The sequence below is a fragment of the Streptomyces sp. NPDC050416 genome, from assembly GCF_044458845.1.
Taxonomy (GTDB): Bacteria; Actinomycetota; Actinomycetes; order Streptomycetales; family Streptomycetaceae; genus Streptomyces.
The window spans coordinates 485,365-509,703 of sequence record NZ_JBITII010000006.1 but is presented as its reverse complement, the minus strand read 5'-3'; the positions used below and the strand labels follow the sequence as shown (position 1 = coordinate 509,703).

The window sequence follows — 24,339 nt, the reverse complement described above, 5'->3', positions numbered from 1 at the left end:
ACCACCACGATGAACGACGAGGTACGGACTTCATGAACGACCACACCCAGCCCGACGGCTCGGACGCCTACGACGGCGCGCCCGAGCACGACCACGGGGCGCTCGGCGACGCCGAGTACGCGGAGTTCATGGAGCTCGCCGCGGAGGAGGGCTTCGACCTCGAGGACGTCGAGGGCGCGATCGAGGCGGCCGGGCACGGCCCGCTGCCCGTCCTCGCCGTGGTCGGCCGCCCCAATGTCGGCAAGTCGACCCTGGTGAACCGCATCATCGGCCGCCGCGAGGCCGTCGTCGAGGACAAGCCCGGCGTCACCCGCGACCGTGTGACCTACGAGGCCGAGTGGGCGGGTCGCCGCTTCAAGGTCGTCGACACCGGCGGCTGGGAGCAGGACGTCCTCGGCATCGACGCCTCCGTCGCCGCCCAGGCCGAGTACGCCATCGACGCGGCCGACGCCGTCGTCTTCGTCGTCGACGCCAAGGTCGGCGCCACCGACACCGACGAGGCCGTCGTCCGGCTGCTGCGCAAGGCCGGCAAGCCGGTCGTGCTGTGCGCCAACAAGGTGGACGGCCCGAGCGGCGAGGCCGACGCGGCCTACCTGTGGTCGCTGGGCCTGGGGGAGCCGTACCCGGTCTCGGCGCTGCACGGCCGGGGCACCGGCGACATGCTCGACCAGGTCCTTGAGGTGCTGCCGGAGGCGCCGCGCGAGACGTTCGGCGGGGGCGGCATCGGCGGGCCGCGCCGCATCGCCCTGATCGGCCGCCCGAACGTGGGCAAGTCCTCGCTGCTGAACAAGGTGGCGGGCGAGGAGCGCGTCGTCGTCAACGAGCTGGCGGGCACCACCCGCGACCCGGTCGACGAGCTGATCGAACTCGGCGGCGTCACCTGGAAGTTCGTCGACACGGCGGGCATCCGCAAGCGCGTCCACCTCCAGCAGGGCGCCGACTACTACGCCTCGCTGCGCACGGCCGCCGCCGTCGAGAAGGCGGAGGTCGCGGTCATCCTCATCGACGCCTCCGAGTCCATCTCGGTGCAGGATCAGCGGATCGTCACCATGGCCGTCGAGGCGGGCCGTGCGATCGTCCTCGCCTTCAACAAGTGGGACACCCTCGACGAGGAGCGCCGCTACTACCTGGAGCGGGAGATCGAGACCGAGCTGGGCCAGGTGGCGTGGGCCCCGCGCGTCAACGTCTCGGCGCGCACCGGCCGCCACATGGAGAAGCTGGTCCCGGCGATCGAAACGGCCCTGGCGGGCTGGGAGACCCGGGTCCCGACCGGCAGGCTGAACGCGTTCCTCGGCGAGCTGGTCGCCGCTCACCCGCACCCGATCCGGGGCGGCAAGCAGCCGCGCATCCTGTTCGGCACGCAGGCGGGCACCAAGCCGCCGCGGTTCGTGTTCTTCGCCTCCGGCTTCATCGAGGCGGGCTACCGGCGCTTCATCGAGCGCCGCCTGCGCGAGGAGTTCGGCTTCGAGGGGACGCCGATCCACATCTCGGTGCGGGTCCGCGAGAAGCGCGGCAGGAAGAAGTAGTAGGACAAGGGCGAAAAGAGGAAGGGCGGTCCCGGCCGGGACCGCCCTTCCTCTTTTCGGTGCTCGCTTCAGACGCTGCTGCGCCGACCCGGCGGCAGCGCGGCCGGCACGTGGTGCATCCCCGTGCAGTGCGAGCCGATGGCCCCGACGCGCTGCCACTGCGGCTGCTGTCCGGTGGCATGGCGGGCGCTCTGGGCGCCCGCGCTGTAGGCACTGTAGGAGTTGCTGTGGGAACTGCCGTACGAACCCGTACTGTGCGGGAGGTTCCCGAAGGCGGTGAAGCCGAGTTCCTCCTCGCCGCTGCGGTCGCCGGGAAGTGCGCGGAAGGACTTGACGTACTCGGCGTAGAGCGCGTCGTAGATCGGCGTGGCCGATGGGCCGCGCTGGGAGTCCTGAGCCGACCGTGCGGAGGGGATCGGCGAGTAGGACTGGCGGCGGGGAACGTCATATGCGTGCACGTATGTCCAAACGACCCCGCGGGTCAAGGGATGCGGCCCCGGTACGGCTTTCGCAGGGGTGCCGTCCGCCCGGGTGACGCGCCGCTCAGGTGCCGGCCAGCGGCAGCGCGGCGGCGACGAGTTTTCCGGTCGCCGCCGCCTTGTCCAGCGCGTCCCGCAGCAGGTCCTCGCGTGGCTGCCGGCCGATCGAGCCGACCGGCGCGGCGAACATCAGCACCTGCTGGTGCTTGTTGGCGGCCGCGCGCCAGCCCTCGGTGACCTGGAGCGGCTGGTGCGCCTGCCACCAGGCCACCGGCTGGCCGCCGTTGCTGCCGGGCTGGAGCACCGCGTGCAGCCGGCCCACGGCGAGCAGCACGGACCAGCCGTGCAGCACGGGCGGTACGGCGGACAGCTCGGTCAGTGGCATGAAGCCCTGCTCGATGAGCAGCGGCAGGAAGTCGTCGCCGGAGCTCGTGGTGCCCGGCCGGGCGATGGGCGCGGTCGGCTCCACCACCAGGGCCGGGTGCAGTTCCCCGGCGATCAGCACGAGTCCGCTGGTCACGCCGAGTACCGCCTGCTCGGGCACCACCTTGTCGGGCTCCAGGTCGACGGTGTCGCCGGTGATGGACTTCACGGCGCCCCGGAGCTGTTCCTCGGTGACCTGGACGACCTGCGAGGGCAGGCAACCGGCGTGGGCGAAGGCGAGGACGGCGGTCTGGTCCCCGATGAACAGGACGGTGCTGGTGCGCTCCTGCTCGGAGTCGCCCGGAGTGCGGCAGGACGTGCAGTCGTAACTGCCCGGGGCGGTCTCTCCGGCGAGCAGGCGGTCGGCTTCTTCGTCGCCGATCTCGGCGCGTACCTCGTCGCTGACGTCGAGCATGCGCGGCACGGGTGGCTCCCTCGGGGATGCGGTGCGTGGCAGGACCGGGTGGCTCCCGGCCCGTGGTCCGGGTGGGCCCCGGCTCATGAAGATGACAACGGGCGATCTGTGGCGGGAGTCACGCCCCAGAGCGAACGGAATCGAACCAACCAGCGCGCAGGGTCACGCCCTGCGCGGAATCGCGTACTCACCGTCAACTCGCCGGTTAATCGGGGGGGTTGAAGGGGTGAAGTGGGTCACAGGCCGCCGGGCGCGTGGGTCGACATATCCGGAAATCCAGGAATGAAGTGGGTGTCCGGAAATAGCCGTTACCCGAGGTATCGGGGAACTGGCCTGGCACGACGGGCAACCGGTTGATGACGGCCCGTCAACTCCTTAGATTCCTCGGCCGTGTGCAGCGAGCACCGCTCGGGTACGTCCGCCGGCCGCGTGATTCTCCGGAACCACGCGCAGCACCACACCGGCGGACGGGGCGAGCGCGACCCCCGCGCCCCATGGCGCGGGGAGTGGCGTTCCGCCTTGGGGGACCCCGGGTGTTTCGAGAGGGAACTACATGTCCGAATGTGCCGATACCACGCGCGACAACGCTCGGAAGAACCAGGTTCGTACGACGGCGGTCCTCGCCGGCGCGGCACTGCTCGCGCCCCTCGGACTGCTCGCCGCGACCGGAAACGCCGCGGCGGCTGACAGCGGAGTGTGGGACCGCATCGCCCAGTGCGAGAGCGGCGGCAACTGGCACATCAACACCGGCAACGGCTACTACGGCGGACTCCAGTTCGCCCCCTCCACCTGGCGCGCCTACGGCGGCACGGCCTACGCGCCCACCGCCGACCGGGCGAGCAAGTCCCAGCAGATCGCCGTCGCCACCAAGGTCCAGCGCGCCCAGGGATGGGGCGCCTGGCCGACCTGCTCGGCACGCGCCGGGGCGAGCGGCAGCGCACCCGCGGCGTCCGCTGCGGCCGACCCGGTCACCTCCGCCAAGCCCGCTCCGGCGAAGCCCTCGAAGGCGCCGGCGCGTTCCACGGCACACCCCGACCGCGGCTCCTCCCGCGGCGACTACACCGTCCGCGCGGGCGACACCCTGAGCGGCGTCGCCGCCCGGCACGGGACCACCTGGCAGCACCTCTACGCCGCCAACAAGACCGCCATCGGCGGTGATCCCGACATCATCGTGCCCGGCCTGCGCCTCGACATCTGAGCCGCTCCCCTTCGCCGGGACACGGGCCCCGTCCGGTCGGCCGACCGGACGGGGCCTTCGCGCGCCGGGCCGGTGGGGAAGCCCGCCGGGTCGGTGGGGGAGCGCGCGGGTCAGTGGGGGAGTTCGCCCGCCTCGCCGGCGAACACGACCGTGCCGCGCCGCAGTTCGTAGACGATCGCGGGCCGCTCCCGCAGGGCGGGCGGCAGGCGCTGCTCGGCGATCACCACGCACGCGTCGAGCGCGCTCAGCAGCTCGTAGGTACGGGCCGCGACCGAGGGCGACATGCCCTGGGCGGGCTCGTCGACGAGCACCACACGCGCGCGTGCCAGCAGCGCCCGGGACAGGGCGAGCATGCGCTGCTCCCCGCCGGAGAGGGTGCCGGCCCGCCGCTCCAGCAGGGACCGCAGCTGTGGATAGGCGTCGAGGGCCGGGCCGTGGTCGGGGGCGGCGAGGCCGAGGTTCTCGCGCACGGTGAGCGAGCCGAACACGGCCTGCCGCTCCGGGACCAGGCACAGACCGCGCCGGGCCCTCTCGTGCGCGGGTACGCGGGTCACGTCGGCGCCGTCCCACACCACCGCGCCGCCCGACAGGGGCACCGCTCCGGCCAGGGCACGCAGGGCGGTGCTGCGGCCGGAGCCGTTGCGGCCCAGCAGCACGGTCAGGCCCGGGCCGGGGGCGGCGAGGGTGACGCCGTGCAGGGCCTCCAGCGGGCCGTAGCGCACGCGCGCGTGGCGCAGGGAGACGGTGGTCATCGCCCGGCCGCCGTTCCCAGGGCGTCCAGGACCTGCCCGGGCGGGCCGGAGGCGACGATCCGGCCCGCCGCCATCACGTGCACGACGTCGGCGAGGCCGGTGACCAGGTCCAGGTCGTGCTCGACGACGAGCAGGGCCGTGCCGTCGGCGGCCAGGGCCCTCAGGACCCGGGTGAGGGCGGCCACTTCGGTGGTGTCCAGGCCGGCGGCGGGCTCGTCGAGCAGCAGGACGCGCGGGGCGCCCGCGAGGGCCCGGGCCAGTTCGACGCGGCGCAGCGTCCCCGTGGGCAGCCCGGCGGCGGGCAGCGCCCGCACCGGCCCGTCGAGACCGAGCAGCCTCAGCGTCCGCTCCACGGCGCCCGGGTCGCTCACCCGGCCCTGCTCGGCGCCCACCCGGACGTTCTCGGCCACGGTCAGCGACGGGAAGACGGCCAGCTGCTGGAAGGTCCGTGCGACACCGAGCCGGGTGCGGGCGTGCGAGGGCAGCGCGGTGATGTCCCGCCCGCCCAGCCGTACCTCTCCACGCGCGGGCCGCAGCGTCCCGGCCAGACAGTGGAACAGGGTGCTCTTTCCGGCCCCGTTGGGGCCCACGACCGCGGTGATCCGCCCGGGGAAGACGTCCAGGTCGACCCCGTCGAGCGCGGTGAAGCCGCCGTAGTGGGCGTGGAGGCGGCGGGCGGTGAGGACGGGGGAGGAGGCGGCCGGGACGGCAGGCGGTCGGGCCACTCGCGGAGGCACTGCCGCGCGCGGCCGGGGCTTCTTGAAGGGCCTGGAGGCCGCGTCGCCCGCTGCCGGGGGCGCTGGAGTGGAAGGGGGCCGGGCACTGCCGGGGCGCGCCTCGCCGGGCGAGCCGTGTCGGTCCGACGGGGCGGACCCCGACGTTCCGTCCGCCGGAGTTGCCGGGGCCGCCGGAGTTGTCGGGGGCGCCGGAGTTGCCCGGGCTGCCGGAGTTGCCGGGGTCGCCGGTGGCCGATGGGCGGCGGGGGTCGAGGGGCCGTGGGCCGGTGGCTGAGGTGCTTCGTGGCCCGCGGGCCCGGCATCGGGAGCCGCTCGGCGTCCGTCGGCGGTGGTGGTGGCGCGCGGTGCCGTACCGCTCTCGTCCCCCGGGAGACCGGCCCGCCCGGCCGCCCCCGTACCCTCGGCCTCCCGCACCACGCGGGCCGCCGTCGCCCCCGTAGGCACCGGTGCGGTCCGGGCCGCCCGCGGCTCCGCCGGGCGCAGCAGCCCGCGGGCGTGGGCTCCCACCGATGTGAGGGCCGGTGCGCCGCGCCGCAGGCGCAGGCGTTCCGCCGCTGTGCGCAGGGCCTCGTACGGGCCGCCGGGGAAGCGGCCCACGAGGACCGCCAGGACGCCGATCAGGGCCGCCGCCACACCGCCGCGCGTGCCCGCGTCCAGGCCGACGAGGAGGGCCGCGGCGCCGAGGGCACCGAGGGTGCTGTCGGCGCCCAGCACCACGACCGCCGCGAACCACAGCAGACCGCGCACGGGGTCGTAGGCGGCGGGGTCGAAGGCGCGCAGGCCCATGCCGAGCATGCCGCCGCCCAGCGCGGCGAGCGCGGCGCCCGCGACGAAGGCGAGCAGCTTCAGGGACGGCACCCGCACGCCCGCCGCCTGCGCCCCCGCCTCGTGGTCCCGCATGGCCGCGAGGGCCCGGCCCGTCCGCCCCCGGCGCAGCCCGTGCGCCGCCAGCAGCGCGAGCACCAGCAGGAGCAGCTCCAGGAGGTAGTACGCGCGATCCCCCTCGAAACCCGCCGGGCGGCCCAGCGACAGGCCCGCCGTGGCGTACGGCTGGTCGAAGACGAAGCGGCTCACGCCCACGCCCACGGCGAACGTCGCCAGCGCCAGCGCCAGGCCCCGCCGGCCGATCGCCGGCCAGCCCGTGAGCAGGCCGAGCGGTGCCACCAGGACGACCGCCACCGCGAGGGCCGCCAGCTCCGGCACGGCCGGCAGGCCCGGGAAGCGGCCCGCCGCCAGCAGCGCGGTGAACAGGGCGCCCAGACCCGCGTACGCCGCCTGCCCCAGGGAGATCTGGCCGCCGCGGCCGGTGACCACCACCAGGGACAGCAGGACGACGGCCAGCGCCGGCACCTGGATCGACGTGTGCAGATCCCGGCCGGCCAGGCCCAGCGGCAGCAGGAACAGCACGGCCGCCACGATCCACGCGCCGGGCGGCGTCGGAACCCGGGCGGTGGCGGTGCGCGGCAGCGCGTCACGCGTGCCCACGCCCGGCAGGACTAGGGCCGCGACCAGCAGGGCGACGACGAACAGGTTCGTGCCGGCCGTCTGCAGCAGCGGCGCGCCCCACCCGGACGGGTGCAGCCGCGTGAGCTGGCTCTGCGCCACCCCGACGCCCAGCGCCACCACCACCGCGACCGGCAGACTCCGCATCCGCGCGGCGACCGCTACCGCCACGACCTCCATCACGAGCAGCGACAGCCCGTACGGGTCGAGCCGCACGTACGGCGCCAGCAGCACGCCGGTCAGGCCCGCCGTGAAGGAGCCGAACGCCCAGCCCGCCGCCGCGACCCGGTCCGCGTCGATGCCGCCCAGCACGGCGAGCTGCCGGTCGTCGACCACGGCCCGCAGCTCCCGCCCGAACCGCGTCCAGCGGACCACCGCCGCGACCCCCGCGGCCAGCACCAGCACCACCGCCAGCTGCCCCCACGGCTCGTCCGCCACCAGCTCCGGCGCGTCGTCCCGCGCCCCCTGCCCCCACAGCAGCGCCGCCCCGCCCACCAGCAGCACGAACACCCCGATGGACGCCACCAGCGTCTGCGCCGGGTCACCGCCGAGAACCGCCAGGGGCCGGAAGACGAACCGTTCCAGTACGACCCCCAGCCCCGGCGCCAGCACCAGCAGCGTCACCGCGGCCGCCGGCCACAGCGGCCAGCCCCACTCGACCACGCACTGCCGCAGCACGTAGGCGCACACCATCGCGATCGCGCCGTGCGCGAAGTTCAGCACCCCGGTGGCGCGGTACGTCACGATCAGGCCGATCCCGGTCAGCGCCGCCGCGCTGCCCACCGCCAGGCCGGCCAGGGTGAGGTCGTACGTCAGCGAGGACATCGCCCGGTCTCAGTCCGTCTCTTCGGCGGGCTCGCAGATCGGGCACGGGCCCAGCTCGCCGCTCGCCACCAGCTTGGAGTCAACCGGAACCGCCTCCGCCTTCCCCGTCACCAGCGGGCAGTCCGCGCGGTGCCACAGCGTGCCGCCCGGCACCATCAGCAACTCGCCGCTGACGGCGAGGGGCGCGAGCGCGGCCTGCCCGGTCTCGTCCACCTCGGCCGGCTCGGCCGCCACCAGCAGGCCGTACAGCTCCTCCACGCGCGCGGCGGCGATCGAGCCCCGGCCGTGGGCCAGCAGCACCGCCCCGGAGACGATCAGCGCCGCGCCGGGGACCGTGCAGGAGGCGAGGTAGGGCAGCTGCCGTTCGGCGAAGCGCTCCCCGGAGACGCCGTACCAGCCGACGACGCACAGCACCGCCCCGGCGGCCAGCACCACCCAGGCTGCCCACAGGACGGGATGCACGGTCCGCAGTCGGCTTGTCCGCATCGCTGGCTCCCACACGTCGGTTGTCCGGGCACGCGCCTGGCCGCCTGTTCAAGTCCGCCGCTCGCTTGCACTATGCCCCTTGGAAGCTGACCCTGAAAGCACCGGGCGCGCATGGCCCGGACCGACACCCGGTGGTGAGCCAGATGGTTCTCTGCAGCGACCTCAGGCGGGGGAATCCGACACGGGGCCCACGGGCCGCTGGACGGGGCACGGCGATCACGGCCGCCCTGATCCTGGCTCTCGCCCCGGCCCTCGCGGCATGCAGCGACGACGGCGGCGGCGGGAGCACGCCGCCCACACCGACCGCGGAGCGGACCACGAGCGCTCCGGCCAGCGCGCCGGCGGACCGGGCCGCGGCCGAGGCGGAGATCAGGCAGAACTGGCAGAAGTTCTTCGACCCGAAGACCTCGACGCAGGACAAGCAGGCCATCCTGGAGAACGGCGACCGGATGGGCCCCGTCCTCCAGGCGTTCAGCGGTGACGAGCGCGGCGGACAGGTCCAGGCGACGGTCACCAAGATCGAGTTCACCTCGGCGACCGAGGCGGACGTGACGTACACGCTCACCCTGAAGGGCGCGACCGCCCTGCCGGACGCCTCCGGGACGGCCGTCGAGCAGAACGGCACCTGGAAGCTGTCCGCCAAGACGCTGTGCGCGCTGGTGCAACTGAGCGGCAATGCGTCGCCGGTCCCGGGCTGCTGAGGCCCTCGCCGCGGCGCTGCTGCTCGCCCTGAGCGCGGCCTGCGGCAGCCGGCTCCCCGAGAGCGACTTCGAGCACGACGACCGCACCCCCGCGCCCCGCGACGCCGCGCCCCTGCGGGTCGGCATCATCACCAGCGCCACCAGCCCCGTCGGCGGCGCCGCCTTCACCGGCCCGCGCGACGGGGCCAAGGCCTGGTTCGACGGGCTCAACGCGCGCGGGGGCGTCGACGGCCGCCGCGTGGAGGTACGCCTGTGCGACGACGGCGGCAGCGGCGTCGGGAACAACGAGTGCGTGCACCGGCTGGTCGAGGAGGACGAGGTCGTCGCCCTGGTCGCCACCACCGCCCTGGACTACGCGGGTGCCTCCCGCGTCTCCCGCGCGCGCGTGCCGGACATCGGCGGCCAGCCCCTCGGCAGCGCCTACGACACCTACCCGCACCTCTACGGCATCTACGGCAGCCTCGCGCCGCGCAACGGCACCACCGGCTGGGACGGCAAGCTGTACGGCGGCACCGAGGTCTACCGCTACTTCAAGCGCGAGCACGGCGCCCGGACCGCCGCCGTCGTCTCCTACAACCAGTCCGCGTCCGCCGCCTACGCCCGGCTCGTCGAACGGGGCCTGCGCGCCGAGGGTTACAAGGTCGTCACCGAGCAGGTCGACTTCGCCCTGCCCAACTTCCGCGCCGTCGCGGCCGACCTGAAGGAACAGGGCGCCGACCTCGTCTTCGACGCCATCGACAGCCACGGCAACGCCCGGCTGTGCCAGGCCATGGACGAGGTCGGCGCCCGCGTCACCGCCAAGGTGACCAACGTGCAGAACTGGACGTCCACCGTCGCCGAGGCCTACAAGGACGCCCCGCGCTGCCGCAACGCCCTCTGGGCGACCGGCTCCAGCCGCAACTTCGACGACACCGGCCACCCGGCCGTACGGGAGTTCCGCGCAGCGACGAAGGACCTGAGGACGCACTCGCAGTGGCAGCTGGAGGGCTGGGCCGCCGCACGCTGGTTCACGGACGCCGCGCGGTCCTGCGCGAAGACGGGCATCACGCGTGCGTGCGTCGACGCCTTCATGAACCGCAGCCAGGGATACACCGCGGGCGGACTGCTCCTGCCCGTCCGGTTCGAGCGGCGCCCCGAGCCGCCCACGACCATCCGGACCTGCCTGTCGGTGGCCCGCTGGCAGGACGGCAGGGGCTGGGTCGGCCAGGGGGACATGAACCGCACCTGCTTCGACGTCCCCCAGCTGGCCTACGAGCCTTGAGGACAGTCGCTGTCCGCAAGGGCTGGCAGACTCGCCCCCATGTTGGAGACCTCGGCACGCCTGCTGCGTCTGCTGTCCCTGCTCCAGGCCCACCGCGAGTGGACCGGCCCCGACCTGGCCGGGCGGCTCGGCGTCAGCGCCCGCACCCTGCGCCGGGACGTGGACCGGCTGCGCGAACTCGGCTACCCGGTCAACGCCAGCCCCGGCACGGGCGGCGGCTACCAGCTGGGCGCGGGCGCCGAGCTGCCGCCGCTGCTCCTGGACGACGACGAGGCCGTCGCCGTGGCGATCGGGCTGCGCACGGCGGCCGGGCAGGGCATCGAGGGCATCGGCGAGACCTCCGTACGGGCCCTCGCCAAGCTGGAACAGGTGCTGCCGAACCGGCTGCGCCGCCGCGTGGGCGCCCTCAACGCCTTCACCGTGCCGATGCTGCGCGGCCCCCTGCCCGACGCCGTCGATCCGGCCGTACTGACCGAGCTCGCCCACCTGTGCCGGGACGCCGAGCGCCTGCGTTTCGAGTACCGCGGCCACGACGGCACCACCAGCCGCCGCAGTGTCGAACCGCACCGCCTCGTGTGCACCGAGCGCCGCTGGTACCTCGTCGCCTGGGACCTCGACCGGGCGGACTGGCGCACGTTCCGCGCGGACCGCATCACGCCCAGGCCGCCGCACGGCCCGCGCTTCGAGCCGCGCGAGGCGCCCGCCGAGGACCTCGCCGCCTACGTCTCCCAGGGCGTCTCCACCCGCGCCTACGCCACACACGCCGTCGTGCGGCTCCTGGCGCCCCTGGAGGAGGCCGCCGCGCACATCTCGCCCAGCGCCGGGGTGCTGGAGGCGGAGGGCCCGGACAGCTGCCTGCTGCGCTGCGGCGCCGGGAGCCTCGACGTGATGGTCATCCACGTGATGATGCTGGGTTTCGAGTTCGAGGTGCTCGAACCCGACGGGCTGATCGAGGCGATCAGGAAGGTTCGCGACCGGCTTGATGGGGCTCTGGCTCGGGCTGCGCAGTCACCGCCGCGTACTGCGGGTGGTGCAGGTCGAACGCCGGCGACTCCGAGCGGATCCGGGGCAGCACCGTGAAGTTGTGCCGGGGCGGCGGGCAGGACGTCGCCCACTCCAGGGAACGGCCGTAGCCCCAGGGGTCGTCGACCTCGACCTTCTCGCCGTACCTGGTGGTCTTCCACACGTTGTAGAGGAACGGCAGCGTCGACATGCCGAGCAGGAACGCGCCGATCGTCGAAACGGTGTTCAGCGCCGTGAACCCGTCCGCGGCGAGGTAGTCGGCGTACCGGCGGGGCATGCCCTCGGCGCCCAGCCAGTGCTGCACCAGGAACGTGGTGTGGAAGCCGGTGAAGAGCGTCCAGAACTGGATCTTGCCGAGCCGCTCGTCGAGCATCTTCCCGGTGAACTTCGGCCACCAGAAGTAGAAGCCGGCGAAGATCGCGAAGACGACGGTGCCGAAGACCACGTAGTGGAAGTGCGCCACCACGAAGTACGTGTCCGTCACATGGAAGTCCAGCGGCGGCGACGCCAGGATCACCCCGGTCAGCCCGCCGAACAGGAACGTCACCAGGAAGCCCGTCGCCCACAGCATCGGCGTCTCGAAGGACAGCGAGCCCTTGAGCATCGTGCCGGTCCAGTTGAAGAACTTCACGCCCGTCGGCACCGCGATCAGGAAGCTCATGAAGGAGAAGAACGGCAGCAGCACCGCGCCCGTGGCGAACATGTGGTGCGCCCACACCACCACCGACAGGCCCGTGATCGCCATCGTCGCGCCCACCAGCGTCAGATAGCCGAACATCGGCTTGCGGCTGAAGACCGGGATGATCTCCGTGATGATGCCGAAGAACGGCAGCGCGATGATGTACACCTCGGGATGGCCGAAGAACCAGAACAGGTGCTGCCACAGGATGGCCCCGCCGTTGGTCGCGTCGAAGACCTGCGAGCCGAACCGCCGGTCCGCCTCCAGCACCAGCAGCGCCGCCGCGAGCACCGGGAACGCCATCAGGATCAGGATCGACGTGAAGAGGGTGTTCCAGACGAAGATCGGCATCCGGAACATCGTCATGCCGGGCGCGCGCATCCCGATGATGGTGGTGACGAAGTTGACGGCGCCGAGGATCGTGCCGAAGCCGGACAGCGCCAGCCCCATGATCCACAGGTCGGCCCCGATGCCGGGAGTGCGCTCCGCGCTGTTGAGCGGGGCGTAGGCGAACCAGCCGAAGTCGGCCGGTCCGGTGGGCACCAGCAGGGAGCCCAGCACGATCAGGCCGCCGAACAGGAACAGCCAGTACGAGAACATGTTCAGCCGCGGGAAGGCCACGTCGGGCGCGCCGATCTGCAACGGCATCAGCTCGTTCGCGAAGCCCGCGAAGGTCGGCGTCGCGAACAGCAGCAGCATGATGGTGCCGTGCAGCGTGAACGCCTGGTTGAACTGCTCGTTGGTGATGATCTGCAGTCCCGGGCGGGCCAGCTCGGCGCGCATCAGCAGCGCCATCACCCCGGCGATCAGGAAGAACACGAACGATGTGATCAGGTAGAGGTGCCCGATCTTCTTGTGGTCCGTCGTGGTCAGCCAGTCCACCACCACCCGTCCGTGCTTCTTCCTCGGCACGGGCCGAGCCGTCGCCTGTACGGTCTGCGTCCCCATCGCTCGCTCGCCCCTTCGCTCATCGCGTGCCGGGCCCGCCGAAGCCCGCGCCACACGTACCCGCGAGCTCACGCCATGATGCTCGCGTCACCGAGCGCTCCGACAGGGGGCGTACCGGCCTTTGCGTGCCGAAGCCATGCATTTCCTGTGCGGCGGCGGCTGAGCCGGCCGGGTGCGGCGCCGGAATGGAATGAGGCCCCGAGATCACTTCTCCCGGAACTTTCCGCCGGGCTTTTCCATGGGCTCATGTGACACGCGGAAATTGCGATCGAATACCTGCGGAAGGACTAGGAAACCGCTCGTCCGTGTGACGGACAGCGCCCGAAACAGCTGTCGTGATCTTGTGACAGAAGTGTGACAGGGGAGGGACGGGGGCCGGGGTCACAGGCCCGGACTTCCGCGGTCGCCGGGCACGGCATAGCGTGGCGGCATGGCACCGATTCCGACACCTTCCGCGGAACCCGACGACAGCCCGGACACCTATGTCGGCCTGGACGCCGACCGGGCCGAGCACCTCGCGCGTGAGCGCGGCTGGCCGACGGTGCGCACACTGCCGCCGGGGGCGATCATCACGATGGAGTACCGCGTGGGCCGGCTGAACTTCGAGGTGAGGGGCGGCCGGGTGGCGCGGGCCTGGAAGGGCTGAGACACCGCGAAAGCCCCGGTTCCGGAGCGGAACCGGGGCTTTCGCCGTGCCTGGCCGGGGTGTGCGTACCGGCCGGCCGCCCGTCGTGGCCGGCCGCCTGTCAGGGGTGGGCCGCCTGTCAGGGGCGGGCCGAGGAGGAGGCCGAGCCGCGTGGGTGCCGTTCCGTGTGCGGCGGGCGGCGGCTGCCCGCGGGGGTGGTCGGGGTGCGCTCCGAGCGGGTCGTGTGCGGGCCCGGCGCCAGATAGACCGGGGCCCGGGGCGAGCGGGCCGCGACGTCGTCCCGGTCGGCGGGCAGCGGCGTGACCACCACGGGCGGCGCGCCGACCGGCGGAGCGGCCGTCGCCGCACGCCTCCGGCGGTCCCGCCAGCGGTCGCGCAGGTCGAAGATCCGGTCCTCGGAACGGGCGATCAGCGGCTCGAACCACGGCAGACCGAGCAGGATCAGCAGTCCCGCGACCCAGCCCAGCAGCACATCGCTCAGCCAGTGCGTACCGAGGTAGACGGTGGCCATCCCGACGCCGAGCGAGGTCACCGCGGACACGGCGGACAGCCAGCGCTGCGCTCTCGCGGTGGAGGCCAGGTAGGCCAGGATTCCCCAGGTCACCACGGCGTTGGCGGTGTGACCGCTCGGAAATATATCGCCGCCGCGCCACATCTCGTTCGAGCCGATCACGGTCGCGTAGTGCGGCCCCAGGCGGCCCATGCCGTACTTGGCGGCGCCGACCGTGATGTTCAGCAGGAGCAGCGAGACGCCGAGGGCGAGGAGCGGGCGCAGGGTGTGCTGCCGCCAGGAGCGCCAGCCCAGCCAGGCCGCGACCATCACGGCGGTCGGGCCGCGCTGGCCGAGCACCACGTAGTAGTCGACGAACCAGTGGATCTCCGACCACTGCTGGTACGGCCGGAAGAACATGACCTGCCAGTCGAGCCGCACCAGCCAGGACGTGATGATCACGGCCCACACGATCGCGCCGTAGAAGGCCAGGGTCGCCGCAAAGAGCACGATGCGGTGCCTGCTCATCTTCGGCACATCGATGTGGGCCGGTCGTTCCGGCTCACGGTCCAGCCGGGCGAACACCCGGTCCAGACGGGTGAGCTTCGGTTCGGTACGCACCCAATCGACGTTACAGCGAGTGAGCTCGGATCCCCGTCGAATCAACGGCTTTGTGATGACGATGTGATGTGGGATTCCTCTCAGGAGGAGGTTTATTTCCAGCGAATCCGTAATCGCCGGGGCCTGCGGCCTTCAATTCCTTTGATCATTCCGGAAGCGCGTTTTATTGAGCTTTTGAATTCGTTCACCGGGGCATGGCGTGCAATTCTCCGGACGCTCACAGCGGGTCAGGGGGGACCGGAACCGTTCAGCCAGAGCGCCCCGTACACCGCCGAGGCGACCGCCACCGACCCGAGCACCAGCGCTGACCTGCGGATACGCAGCCGGGCCAGGGCGAGCGCGAGGGGCAGCAGCAGCGGGAAGGCGGGCATCAACAGGCGCGGTTTCGAGCCGAAGTAGCTCGACGCGCACAGGGCGAGCGCGGTGACCACCCCGGTGTAGACCAGCAGCGGAAGCGGCTGGCGCCCACGTACTCCGGCCACATACAGCCAGACGACTGACGCGACCCCCGCGATCAGCCCGGCACCGGCCAGGGCCGAGGGGAACGACGTGAACTTTTCGGCGACGAACCGGGCGAAGGCGTAACCCCCGTCGAAGCCGTTGCGCCATCCCGCCTGTACGTCGAGATAGCCGAGCGGGCCCTTGCCGGTGCGGTGGCCGACCCACAGCACGTATCCGGCGGTGCCGAGGGGGGCGAGCAGCATGCCGAGGACGCGGCGGGTGCCAGGGCGTGTCCGCAAAGTCCCGTCGTCCGCCCGGAGGGCGGGCCGCGCGGCGTTCGGTGCGTGCTTGGGGGTCCCCCCGGCCGAAGGCTGGGGGAGTGCCGGGCGGACGCCCGCGTACTGGTTGTACGCGGGTGTTCGACCGGTGCGGCGAGTGGGGGCACCTCCCACGCCCTTAAGGCAGTGGGGGAGCGTGCCGGGCGTCGCGGAGCAGGCGGGACTTTGCGGACACGCCCTAGGGCCGGGTTCGGGGGCGTCGCCGGCCCGCCGCTCCCGCGCGAAGGAGGCGATCGCCGCCACCCACACCGCGGCCACCACGGCCATCCCGACCGGGCGGGTCAGCCCCGCCAGCAGAGCCAGCGTGCCCGCGGTCACCCAGCGGCCCGTCAGAACCGCGTACAGCGACCACGCGGCGAGCGCCGTGAACAGCGACTCGCTGTACGCCATCGACTGCACGATCCCGACCGGGAGCACGGCCCACAGCAGCACCGCGCACACCCCGGCCCGGCGGCCGTACACATGGTCCGCGACCGCGAAGATCCCCCAGGCCGCGGCGACCGAGGCGACCAGGCTCACCAGGAAACCGCCGTCCGCGTACGACAGCGGGGACACCGCCGCCACCAGCCGCTCCAGCCAGGGCAGCAGCGGGAAGAACGCGAGGTTCGAGTGCACGTCCCCGTTCGCCAGACGCACCTCGTAGCCGTAGCCGAGTTCGGCGACCCTGGTGTACCAGAGCGCGTCCCAGCGAGCGGTCAGCAGCGTGTACGCGCTCTTGTCGCGCGCCGCGCTCCACAGGGCCAGGGCGACGAGGCCCAGGGCACGGACGGCCGCGTACCCGAGCAGCGCCGGGGCCGCACGGCGCAGCGCCCCGGCGCGGGACGGGGCCGCGCGCGTCTCAAGATCGGTCACGGGCCCGATTATCGACCCGTGCCGGAACCGGCCGGCCGCCCGGGGCGTGGTCGGCGCAGAGGGGAGTGGCGAGGGGAGTGGCGTACACCACATCTTTCCGCCGGACGTGTGAGAGGTCCGCCACTCGGCTCCGGCGCGGACTCGCGTACTCTGACGTGTCACTCGCTTTTCGTTTGCGCGGGCCGGAGACCACCGCTCCTCTCCGGCCGAGTCGCGGGGGTGTCCCCCACCCCGTGAGCCCGCCGATCGCGAGGAACATCTGGGAGGTACGTACATGTCCGGGACGACCACGGCCGCTGCGCTGCGCCGTCGGGCGGCCGGGGCCGGTGCCAACCGCTGGGTGGTTCTGGTCGTCCTCTGCGTCAGCCTGCTGCTGGTCGCCGTCGACGCCACCGTGCTGCACGTGGCGGTCCCCGCCGTCACCGAGGACCTGAAGCCCGGCGGGATCGAGCTGCTCTGGATCGTCGACGTCTATCCGCTCGTCTGCGCCTCGCTGCTGATCCTGTTCGGCACGCTGGGCGACCGCGTCGGCCGCCGGAGGGTCCTGCTCCTCGGGTACGCGCTGTTCGGCGTCGCCTCGGGCATGGCGGCCCTGGCGGACAACGCACAGGTACTGATCGTGGCGCGGGCGCTGCTCGGTGTGGGCGGCGCGATGATCATGCCCGCGACCCTGTCGATCCTGCGGCAGGTCTTCCCGGACCGGCGCGAGCGGGCGCTCGCGATCGGCATCTGGAGCGCCGTGGCCGCGGTGGGCGCGGCGGTCGGGCCGCTGCTCGGCGGCTTCCTGCTGGAGCACTTCTGGTGGGGCTCGGTGTTCCTCGTCAACATCCCGTTGATGCTGGTCAGCCTCCCGGTTGGGCGGCTGCTGCTGCCCGAGTCCAAGGGCGACGGCGAAGGGCCCTGGGACGTGGTCGGCGCGCTGATGGCGGCGATCGGGCTGTCCGGGGTGGTGCTGGGCGTCAAGCGGCTCGGCGGCGGGGAGTCGGTGGGGAGCCTGCTCACCGTGCTGCCGCTGGTGGTGGGCGCGTCGCTGCTGGTCGCGTTCGTACGGCGGCAGCGGCGGCGGACGCATCCCCTGGTCGACCTCGGGATGTTCGCGCGGCCGGCGTTCAGCACGGCCGTCGGGTGCATCGTGCTGGCGATGCTCGCGCTGGTCGGACTCGAACTGATCGCCGCGCAGTACCTCCAGCTGGTGCTCGGGCTGTCGCCGCTGGAGACGGGGCTGCGGCTGCTGCCGCTGACGTTCGCCGCGATGGCGGCCGGGCTGGCCGGTGCGCGGATGCTGCGGCGGTTCGGGCCGCGGCGGATGGTGTGCTTCGGGTTCTGTCTGACGGCCTTCGCGGTGGTGCTGCTGACGGCGCTGGGCCGGACGGACGACTGCGCGCTGATGCTGACCGGCTTCGTGCTGCTCGGCTTCGGGCTGGAGACGACGCTGTTCGGGGCGTACGAGTCGATGCTGAGCGAGGCGCCGCAGGACCAGGCCGGTGGGGCGGCGGCGATCGGGGAGACGTCGTACCAGCTGGGGGCGGGGATCGGGATCGCCCTGCTCGGCACGGTGATGAACGCGGCGTACGCGCCCGGGTTGTCGGGTGTGCCGGGGGTGCCGGAGTCGGCGTCCTCCTCGGCGGGGCATTCGCTGGGGGAGGCGTACGAGGTTGCCGCGCAGCTGGGCGGGGTTGCCGGGGTTGCCCTGCGTCATGCCGCCCGGGACGCGTTCGTGCACGGGCTGCATGTGACGTTGCTGGTGAGTGCGGGGTTGTTGCTGCTGGGGGCGGGGATGGCGTTGCGGTTGCCGCGGGTCATGCAGTGTGAGGGTGAGGGTGCGGTGGAGTTGCCCGCACCCAGGGACGCTGCGGAGTCGCGCGTCTCGGTGTGACGCCTTTTCGCCCGCCCACGCGCCACCCGTATCTGCCGACTGAGGGGTGGAGGTCGCCTGTGGGGGTGCGGCGCCGTCGGCGGCTTGCGGTCGTGATGAGGGGCGCGGACGCCGGTGGTGCTGTGCCCCCACTGGCGACTTCCCACTGGCGACTTCAGCCCTGTAGTCGGCAGCTACGGGTGGTGCGTGGGTGGGTGGAGGTCGTAGCGTCTTGGCTAGCAGTGCTAGTTAAAGAGTTCCGGAGGGTGTCCATGTCCGAGTCGTCCAAGCTTCCTCCCTTCGACCCAGCCGACCTCCTCGGGCTGGACGACCTCCTGGCTCCGGAGGATCTCGGGATCAGGGGCACCGTGCGGGCCTGGGCCGCGGACCGGGTGCTGCCCCATGTCGCCGAGTGGTACGAGAAGGGGGAGCTGCCGGGGATCCGGGAACTCGCCCGGGAGCTGGGAGAGCTCGGCGCCCTGGGCATGTCCCTGGACGGCTACGGGTGCGCCGGCGCGTCCGCCGTGCAGTACGGGCTCGCCTGCCTGGAGCTGGAGGCCGCCGACTCCGGCATCCGGAGCCTCGTCTCCGTGCAGGGCTCCCTCGCCATGTACGCCGTCCACCGCTTCGGCAGCGAAGCGCAGAAGCAGCAGTGGCTGCCCCGCATGGCCTCCGGCGAGGTCATCGGCTGCTTCGGACTGACCGAGCCCGACCACGGATCCGACCCGGCCTCCATGCGGACGTACGCCAAGCGCGACGGCACCGACTGGATCCTCAACGGCCGCAAGATGTGGATCACCAACGGTTCGGTCGCCGGCGTCGCCGTCGTGTGGGCGCAGACCGACGACGGGATCCGCGGGTTCGTCGTGCCGACGGACAGCGCCGGTTTCTCCGCCCCTGAGATCAAGCACAAGTGGTCCCTCAGGGCCTCCGTCACCAGCGAACTCGTCCTCGACGACGTACGGCTGCCCGCCGACGCCGTACTGCCGGAAGGCGCCGGCCTGCGCGGACCGCTCAGCTGTCTGTCGCACGCGCGGTACGGGATCGTCTGGGGCGCCATGGGCGCGGCCCGCAGTTGCTTCGAGGCCGCGGTCGACTACGCGAAGTCGCGGGAGCAGTTCGGACGGCCCATCGGCGGCTTCCAGCTCACCCAGGCCAAACTCGCCGACATGGCGGTCGAGCTACACAAGGGAATTCTGCTCGCCCATCACCTGGGGCGGCGTATGGACGCCGGCCGCCTGCGTCCCGAGCAGGTCAGCTTCGGCAAGCTCAACAACGTACGAGAAGCGATCGAGATCTGCCGCACGGCGCGCACCATTCTCGGCGCCAACGGGATCTCGCTCGAATACCCCGTCATGCGGCACGCGACCAACCTCGAGTCGGTGCTCACCTACGAGGGCACCGTCGAGATGCACCAGCTCGTGCTGGGCAAGGCGCTCACCGGGCTCGATGCCTTCCGGTGAACCCCGCGGGGGCAGGGCCGGTGAGCGGCCCTGCCTCAGCTCTGGTTGAAGAAGCCGTCCGTGCGGTGCGCGGCCGGGTCGCCGTTCACGATCTCCGTGTTGGCGGGGGTCAGCAGGAACACCCGGGTCGACACCCGCTCGATCGAACCGCGCAGGCCGAAGATCAGCCCGGCCGCGAAGTCGACCACGCGCTTGGCGTCGCCGGCGTCCATGGCCGTGAGGTTCATGATGACCGGCACGCCCTCGCGGAACAGCTCGCCGATGGAGCGGGCGTCCCGGAAGCTGTCCGGGGTCACCGTGCCGATGCGGCGCCCCTTCTCCTCGGCGACGTCCGAGGCCACCTTGACGCGCGGATCGGTGACCCAGGCCTCCCCGGGCTCGGTCCCGTCGGAGTAGTCGTCGTCGTAGTAACGCTCGTCTTCGTTGTCGTCGACGAGGCCAAGCCAGGCACTTGCCTTGCGTACCGATCCCATGGACGCCTCCTCTCACAGCGGTCTTTCTTGCTTTCCGCATCCCTATGGTCGTCCATGATGCGGATGGCGCGCCAAGTGGATAGACGCCGCACGGGGGGTTTGTGACGGTACTGGTGCACAGCGAATCCGTCGAGAGTCCGTGTTTCCCAAGGGTCTTGTCGTAAACGGCTGCTGACTGTGAGTGAAATATGATTCTTCGCGGCGTACGGGTGATGAGCGGTGCGTACGGGTGAACGTGATGGCCGATACCATGCGGCGCCAAACGTCGTACGAAGCACGGGGGGACGTCGTGTTCGGAATGGTCAGGCCTTGTCGGCACCGGCTCGGTGAGAGCCTCACGGCCCAGTGGATGGCGCATTTGTGTGGTCTGTGTCTCGCGCTGCGCGGGGACCACGGTCAGCTCGCGCGCATCGTCACGAACTATGACGGGCTTCTCGTCTCCGTGTTGACGGAGGCTCAGGCGGAACGGACGTCCGGCACGTCGAGTGGTGTGGGGCGGCGTACGGCGGGGCCGTGTCCGCTGCGCGGGATGCGTACCGCGTCCGTCGCGCACGGTGAGGGAGCGCGGCTCGCGGCGGCCGTGTCGCTGGTGCTCGCCTCCGCCAAGGTGCGCGACCACGTCGCCGACGGCGACGGGCTGCTGGCCCGCGCGCCGGTCGCGCGCGCCGCGCGCCGGATCGCCGCGGGCTGGGACCGCGCCGGGGCGCGCACCGGCTCCGCCGTCGGGTTCGACACGGCCGTCCTGGTCGACGCCGTGGACCGGCAGAGCGGCATCGAGACGCTCGCCGGGCCCGGTACGCCGATCCTGACGGTCACCGAACCGACCGAGACCGCGACCGCTGCCGCTTTCGCACACACGGCGGTCCTCGCCGGACGGCCGCACAACGCCGGGCCGCTCGCCGAGGCCGGACGGCTCTTCGGGCGGCTGGCCCACCTCCTGGACGCCGTGGAGGACCTGCACGCTGACGCGACGTCAGGTGCCTGGAACCCGATCGCCGCGACCGGCACCTCCCTCGCGGAGGCCCGGAGGCTCGCCGACGACGCGGTGCACGGGGTGCGGCTCGCGCTGGGCGAGGCCGAGTTCGCCGACGCGAAGCTCGTGCATCTGCTGTTCGTGCACGAACTGCGGCGCTCGGTGGACCGGGCGTTCGGCGCGGTGCCGGTGTGCGCGTCACACCAGGGCGGGCCGTACGGGCAGCAGCCGTCTCAGGGGCCGTACGGCCAGGGGCCGCACGGGCCGTACGGGGCGCATGGCTCCGGACAGAACCCGTACGCGGGTGGTGGCGGGAACCCGTTCGCAGGTGGGGGAGGGTACGGCGGCGGTGGTCTCGGCGGTGGTGGTGTGCCGGTGCCCCAGCCGCCCCGGGGCCGGCGCGGGTTCTGGGCCGGCTGCGGGATGTTCTGGCTGCTGTGCTGCACCTGCAAGCTGTGCTGTGCCAAGGAGTACGAGGGGCCCTGGTCCCGCAAGAAGCGCGAGGGCTGCTGCCGTGATTGCGACTGCGACGGATGCGACTGCTGCTGCCCCTGCGACGGCTGACCCCGCCGACTGCTGCTGCCCCTGCGACGGCTGACCCAGCCGTGACCGGTGGTTCAGAAGGGCACGGCCGAAAGGCCCTCTTGCGCCTACCGGCCGTTCGGCCGAATACTCCCCCCACAGCGCTTGTCAGGGGCACGGCGGATTCGGAATCCGGCCTGCCTCGCCCCGGACTGCGCCTCACGGGCCCGAAACCCCACGAGGGCCCCCGACTTCCTTTGTGGAGGAACGAAAAGTGAGGATCAAGCGCACCACCCCCCGCAGCGGCATTTCGAGACGGACCCGGCTGATCGCCGTTTCCACCGGCCTCGTCGCCGCCGCAGCGATCGCGATCCCCAGCGCGAACGCGTCCGGCACCCCCGCCACCTTCAGCGCCACCGAGCTCAAGAGTGCCAGCGGCTCGATCCTGAAGGCCGACATCCCGGGCACCGCCTGGGCCGTCGACAGCAAGACCAACCGCGTGCTCCTGACCGTCGACAGCACGGTCAGCCAGGCCGAGATAGCGAAGATCAAGCAGCAGGCCGGCGCCAACGCCGACGCGCTCACGATCAAGCGCACCCCCGGCAAGTTCAACAAGCTGATCCAGGGCGGCGACGCCATCTATGCGAGTAGCTGGCGCTGCTCCCTCGGCTTCAACGTCCGTGCCAGCAACGGCACCGAATACTTCCTGACCGCCGGTCACTGCACCGACGGCGCGGGCACCTGGTACTCCAACTCCGGCCGCACCAACGTCATCGGCTCGACCGCCGGCTCCAGCTTCCCGGGCAACGACTACGGCATCGTCCGCTACAGCGGCTCCGTCAGCCGTCCCGGCACCGCGAACGGCGTGGACATCACGCGCGCGGCCACCCCGAGCGTGGGCACCACCGTCATCCGCGACGGCTCCACGACCGGTACGCACAGCGGCCGGGTCACCGCCCTCAACGCCACCGTGAACTACGGGGGCGGGGACATCGTCTCCGGCCTGATCCAGACCACCGTCTGTGCCGAGCCCGGTGACTCCGGCGGTTCGCTCTACGGCAGCAACGGCGTCGCGTACGGTCTGACCTCCGGCGGCAGTGGTAACTGCTCCTCCGGTGGTACGACGTTCTTCCAGCCCGTCACGGAGGCCCTGAGCGCCTACGGGGTCAGCGTGTACTAAGAAGCCCCCGGCGGCAGTTCGCAGCGCTTCGCAGCCCCCGCACGCATGGCGTGCGGGGGCTTTCGTGTGGAGCGCGGGCGTCCCTCTGAACCGGCTGGCGGAGGGGCGAAATCCAGCCATGCGTGAACCCCGCAGAGTGCCCGCACATTACTCACGCGTAATGTTTGCACTGTGAACGCAGGGGAGTTGGGTCCGATTTGATCGTGGACGGTCAAAATGAGGGGCGTGCGAAGCGCTGTCTACGCGCGTCTCGAACTCACCCTTGTGTGCTCCCCGTTGTCCTCGGAATAGTGGGCGCTCGTCAACAAGGCCTTCCGGTTCGTGAGGTCCCCACAACCTCTCGGGCCGACCCCCCACAGGAGGACGTGAGTTGAAGCACCGACGCATACCCAAGCGGCGTGCAGCCGTGGCAGGTGCGGGCATCGCCGCACTGGTCGCCGCGGGAGTCACCTTCCAGACTGCGAACGCGAGCGAGACCCCGGAGGCCTCCACGCCCCGGACCCTGTCGGTCGCGGCGGCCGGAAAGCTCGCCTCGACGCTGGCCGAGGACCTCGGCGCCGACGCGGCGGGCACGTACTACGACACGAAGAGCAAGAAGCTCGTGGTGAACGTGCTCGACGAGGCCGCGGCCAAGGCCGTCGAGAAGGCGGGAGCCAAGGCGAGAGTCGTGGCGAACTCCCTCGCCGAACTGAAGAGCGCCCGCGGCACGCTGCAGCAGGACGCGACGATTCCGGGCACCTCCTGGGTGACCGACCCGACGACGAACAAGGTCGTCGTCACCGCCGACCGTACGGTGTCCAAGGCCGAGTGGACGAAGCTGACGAAGGTCGTCGACGGGCTCGGTGCGAAGGCCGAACTCAAGCGGACGAAGGGCGAGTACAAGCCCTTCGTCGCCGGTGGCGACGCGATCACCGGCGGCAGTGGCCGCTGCTCGCTCGGCTTCAACGTCGTCAAGGGCGGCGAGCCGTTCTTCCTGACCGCGGGGCACTGCACCGAGGGCATCTCGACGTGGTCGGACTCCAGCGGCAAGGAGATCGGCACCAACGCGGACTCCAGCTTCCCGGGCAACGACTACGGGCTCGTCAAGTACACCGCGGAGGTGGCTCACCCGAGTGAGGTGAACCTCTACAACGGCTCGACGCAGAAGATCACGGGTGCCGCCGAGGCGACGGTCGGCATGGAGGTCACGCGGAGCGGTTCGACGACCCAGGTGCACGACGGGAAGGTCACGGGGCTGGACGCCACCGTGAACTACGGCAACGGCGACATCGTGAACGGTCTGATCCAGACCGACGTGTGCGCGGAGCCCGGTGACAGTGGTGGCTCGCTTTTCTCGGGCAGCAACGCGATCGGGCTGACGTCCGGTGGCAGTGGTGACTGCACGTCCGGTGGGGAGACCTTCTTCCAGCCGGTGACGGAGGCGCTGTCGGCGACCGGGACCGAGATCGGCTGAGTTCCGGCTCCAGGCTTGTGAAGTCCCGCCCCTTGTGTGAGGGGCGGGGCTTTTCTGTATGGCGCTGCCCGTGTGT

At 72.1% G+C, this 24,339-nt stretch carries 19 protein-coding genes and 1 pseudogene; 11 read left to right on the top strand and 9 right to left on the bottom strand.

Annotation, left to right across the window (positions count from 1 at the left end):
• Nucleotides 1–32 precede the first annotated feature (32 nt).
• Nucleotides 33–1,526 (top strand): ribosome biogenesis GTPase Der, encoded by a 1,494-nt coding sequence (gene der / locus ACIBL4_RS22010; protein WP_399412521.1) that lies wholly within the window; start codon nucleotides 33–35, stop codon nucleotides 1,524–1,526.
• Between the two features lie 68 nt (nucleotides 1,527–1,594).
• Here der and ACIBL4_RS22005 read toward each other — a convergent pair whose 3' ends face one another.
• On the bottom strand, nucleotides 1,595–1,984 hold the full coding sequence (locus tag ACIBL4_RS22005; protein ID WP_399412519.1) for a hypothetical protein: 390 nt from the start codon (nucleotides 1,982–1,984) through the stop codon (nucleotides 1,595–1,597).
• Between the two features lie 85 nt (nucleotides 1,985–2,069).
• Nucleotides 2,070–2,852: a hypothetical protein gene (locus ACIBL4_RS22000; RefSeq protein WP_399412517.1), complete on the bottom strand. Its 783-nt coding sequence runs from the start codon at nucleotides 2,850–2,852 to the stop codon at nucleotides 2,070–2,072.
• Between the two features lie 544 nt (nucleotides 2,853–3,396).
• Between ACIBL4_RS22000 and ACIBL4_RS21995 the strand changes: the two genes are divergently transcribed.
• The gene (locus ACIBL4_RS21995) at nucleotides 3,397–4,041 is read left to right on the top strand and encodes a transglycosylase family protein (RefSeq protein WP_399412515.1); all 645 of its coding nucleotides are present in this window, start codon (nucleotides 3,397–3,399) and stop codon (nucleotides 4,039–4,041) included.
• 110 nt (nucleotides 4,042–4,151) lie between these two features.
• Here the strand turns inward: ACIBL4_RS21995 and ACIBL4_RS21990 are convergent, their stop codons facing one another.
• The 3 genes from ACIBL4_RS21990 to ACIBL4_RS21980 are packed head-to-tail and all read right to left on the bottom strand — an operon-like array spanning nucleotide 4,152 to nucleotide 8,344.
• Nucleotides 4,152–4,793, bottom strand: a complete 642-nt coding sequence (locus ACIBL4_RS21990; RefSeq protein WP_399412513.1) for an ATP-binding cassette domain-containing protein — start codon at nucleotides 4,791–4,793, stop codon at nucleotides 4,152–4,154.
• Nucleotides 4,790–7,858: an ATP-binding cassette domain-containing protein gene (locus ACIBL4_RS21985; protein ID WP_399412510.1), complete on the bottom strand. Its 3,069-nt coding sequence runs from the start codon at nucleotides 7,856–7,858 to the stop codon at nucleotides 4,790–4,792. Before ACIBL4_RS21985 ends, ACIBL4_RS21990 begins: the two co-directional genes overlap by 4 nt.
• Before the next feature lie 9 nt (nucleotides 7,859–7,867).
• Nucleotides 7,868–8,344 carry a hypothetical protein gene (locus ACIBL4_RS21980; RefSeq protein WP_399412508.1) on the bottom strand — a complete coding sequence of 159 codons (477 nt, stop codon included), beginning with the start codon at nucleotides 8,342–8,344 and terminating at the stop codon, nucleotides 7,868–7,870.
• A 143-nt stretch (nucleotides 8,345–8,487) separates the two neighbouring features.
• Here ACIBL4_RS21980 and ACIBL4_RS21975 point away from each other — a divergent pair, with 143 nt between their 5' ends.
• Genes ACIBL4_RS21975 through ACIBL4_RS21965 form a run of 3 tightly spaced genes read left to right on the top strand, consistent with a single transcriptional unit; the run spans nucleotide 8,488 to nucleotide 11,386 of the window.
• Nucleotides 8,488–9,045, top strand: coding sequence for a hypothetical protein (locus tag ACIBL4_RS21975; RefSeq protein ID WP_399412506.1), 558 nt, complete (start codon nucleotides 8,488–8,490; stop codon nucleotides 9,043–9,045).
• Nucleotides 9,020–10,306: an ABC transporter substrate-binding protein gene (locus ACIBL4_RS21970; RefSeq protein ID WP_399412504.1), complete on the top strand. Its 1,287-nt coding sequence runs from the start codon at nucleotides 9,020–9,022 to the stop codon at nucleotides 10,304–10,306. Before ACIBL4_RS21975 ends, ACIBL4_RS21970 begins: the two co-directional genes overlap by 26 nt.
• Nucleotides 10,307–10,345: 39 nt before the next feature.
• Entirely contained in the window at nucleotides 10,346–11,386 is a 1,041-nt protein-coding gene (locus ACIBL4_RS21965) for a helix-turn-helix transcriptional regulator (RefSeq protein ID WP_399412502.1), read from the top strand.
• 43 nt (nucleotides 11,387–11,429) lie between these two features.
• Here ACIBL4_RS21965 and ctaD read toward each other — a convergent pair.
• A pseudogene (gene ctaD, locus ACIBL4_RS21960) lies at nucleotides 11,430–12,956 on the bottom strand (cytochrome c oxidase subunit I); the annotation flags it as partial.
• A 430-nt stretch (nucleotides 12,957–13,386) separates the two neighbouring features.
• Between ctaD and ACIBL4_RS21955 the strand changes: the two are divergent.
• On the top strand, nucleotides 13,387–13,602 hold the full coding sequence (locus ACIBL4_RS21955; protein WP_356926717.1) for an I78 family peptidase inhibitor: 216 nt from the start codon (nucleotides 13,387–13,389) through the stop codon (nucleotides 13,600–13,602).
• A 118-nt stretch (nucleotides 13,603–13,720) separates the two neighbouring features.
• Here ACIBL4_RS21955 and ACIBL4_RS21950 read toward each other — a convergent pair whose 3' ends face one another.
• Together ACIBL4_RS21950 and ACIBL4_RS21945 are read right to left on the bottom strand one after the other, a co-directional pair.
• Nucleotides 13,721–14,713, bottom strand: a complete 993-nt coding sequence (locus ACIBL4_RS21950) for a phosphatase PAP2 family protein (protein ID WP_399412500.1) — start codon at nucleotides 14,711–14,713, stop codon at nucleotides 13,721–13,723.
• Between the two features lie 227 nt (nucleotides 14,714–14,940).
• Nucleotides 14,941–16,344, bottom strand: a complete 1,404-nt coding sequence (locus ACIBL4_RS21945) for a glycosyltransferase family 39 protein (protein WP_399412498.1) — start codon at nucleotides 16,342–16,344, stop codon at nucleotides 14,941–14,943.
• Between the two features lie 274 nt (nucleotides 16,345–16,618).
• Here ACIBL4_RS21945 and ACIBL4_RS21940 point away from each other — a divergent pair, with 274 nt between their 5' ends.
• Together ACIBL4_RS21940 and ACIBL4_RS21935 are read left to right on the top strand one after the other, a co-directional pair.
• On the top strand, nucleotides 16,619–18,220 hold the full coding sequence (locus ACIBL4_RS21940; RefSeq protein WP_399412496.1) for an MFS transporter: 1,602 nt from the start codon (nucleotides 16,619–16,621) through the stop codon (nucleotides 18,218–18,220).
• A 251-nt stretch (nucleotides 18,221–18,471) separates the two neighbouring features.
• Nucleotides 18,472–19,662: an acyl-CoA dehydrogenase family protein gene (locus ACIBL4_RS21935; protein ID WP_399412494.1), complete on the top strand. Its 1,191-nt coding sequence runs from the start codon at nucleotides 18,472–18,474 to the stop codon at nucleotides 19,660–19,662.
• A gap of 35 nt (nucleotides 19,663–19,697) precedes the next feature.
• On the opposite strand, the gene ACIBL4_RS21930 is transcribed toward ACIBL4_RS21935, so the two are convergent.
• The gene (locus ACIBL4_RS21930; protein WP_399412492.1) at nucleotides 19,698–20,135 is read right to left on the bottom strand and encodes a cell division protein SepF; all 438 of its coding nucleotides are present in this window, start codon (nucleotides 20,133–20,135) and stop codon (nucleotides 19,698–19,700) included.
• Between the two features lie 289 nt (nucleotides 20,136–20,424).
• On the opposite strand from ACIBL4_RS21930, the gene ACIBL4_RS21925 reads away from it, so the two are divergent.
• The 3 genes from ACIBL4_RS21925 to ACIBL4_RS21915 all read left to right on the top strand — a co-directional run bounded on the left by ACIBL4_RS21925 (nucleotide 20,425) and on the right by ACIBL4_RS21915 (nucleotide 24,263).
• Nucleotides 20,425–21,672 carry a DUF5685 family protein gene (locus ACIBL4_RS21925; protein WP_399412490.1) on the top strand — a complete coding sequence of 416 codons (1,248 nt, stop codon included), beginning with the start codon at nucleotides 20,425–20,427 and terminating at the stop codon, nucleotides 21,670–21,672.
• Between the two features lie 232 nt (nucleotides 21,673–21,904).
• Entirely contained in the window at nucleotides 21,905–22,810 is a 906-nt protein-coding gene (locus ACIBL4_RS21920) for a S1 family peptidase (RefSeq protein ID WP_399412488.1), read from the top strand.
• A 370-nt stretch (nucleotides 22,811–23,180) separates the two neighbouring features.
• Nucleotides 23,181–24,263, top strand: a complete 1,083-nt coding sequence (locus ACIBL4_RS21915) for a S1 family peptidase (RefSeq protein WP_399412486.1) — start codon at nucleotides 23,181–23,183, stop codon at nucleotides 24,261–24,263.
• Nucleotides 24,264–24,339: the final 76 nt, after the last annotated feature.

Coding starts and splice junctions, on each gene's coding strand:
- ACIBL4_RS21940 (WP_399412496.1), top strand. CDS start 16,619: ATGTCCGGGACGACCACGGCCGCTGCGCTGCGCCGTCGGGCGGCCGGG.
- ACIBL4_RS21935 (WP_399412494.1), top strand. CDS start 18,472: ATGTCCGAGTCGTCCAAGCTTCCTCCCTTCGACCCAGCCGACCTCCTC.
- ACIBL4_RS21970 (WP_399412504.1), top strand. CDS start 9,020: ATGCGTCGCCGGTCCCGGGCTGCTGAGGCCCTCGCCGCGGCGCTGCTG.
- ACIBL4_RS21930 (WP_399412492.1), bottom strand. CDS start 20,135: ATGGGATCGGTACGCAAGGCAAGTGCCTGGCTTGGCCTCGTCGACGAC.
- ACIBL4_RS21975 (WP_399412506.1), top strand. CDS start 8,488: ATGGTTCTCTGCAGCGACCTCAGGCGGGGGAATCCGACACGGGGCCCA.
- ACIBL4_RS21995 (WP_399412515.1), top strand. CDS start 3,397: ATGTCCGAATGTGCCGATACCACGCGCGACAACGCTCGGAAGAACCAG.
- der (WP_399412521.1), top strand. CDS start 33: ATGAACGACCACACCCAGCCCGACGGCTCGGACGCCTACGACGGCGCG.
- ACIBL4_RS21965 (WP_399412502.1), top strand. CDS start 10,346: ATGTTGGAGACCTCGGCACGCCTGCTGCGTCTGCTGTCCCTGCTCCAG.
- ACIBL4_RS21990 (WP_399412513.1), bottom strand. CDS start 4,793: ATGACCACCGTCTCCCTGCGCCACGCGCGCGTGCGCTACGGCCCGCTG.
- ACIBL4_RS21980 (WP_399412508.1), bottom strand. CDS start 8,344: ATGCGGACAAGCCGACTGCGGACCGTGCATCCCGTCCTGTGGGCAGCC.
- ACIBL4_RS21955 (WP_356926717.1), top strand. CDS start 13,387: ATGGCACCGATTCCGACACCTTCCGCGGAACCCGACGACAGCCCGGAC.
- ACIBL4_RS21985 (WP_399412510.1), bottom strand. CDS start 7,858: ATGTCCTCGCTGACGTACGACCTCACCCTGGCCGGCCTGGCGGTGGGC.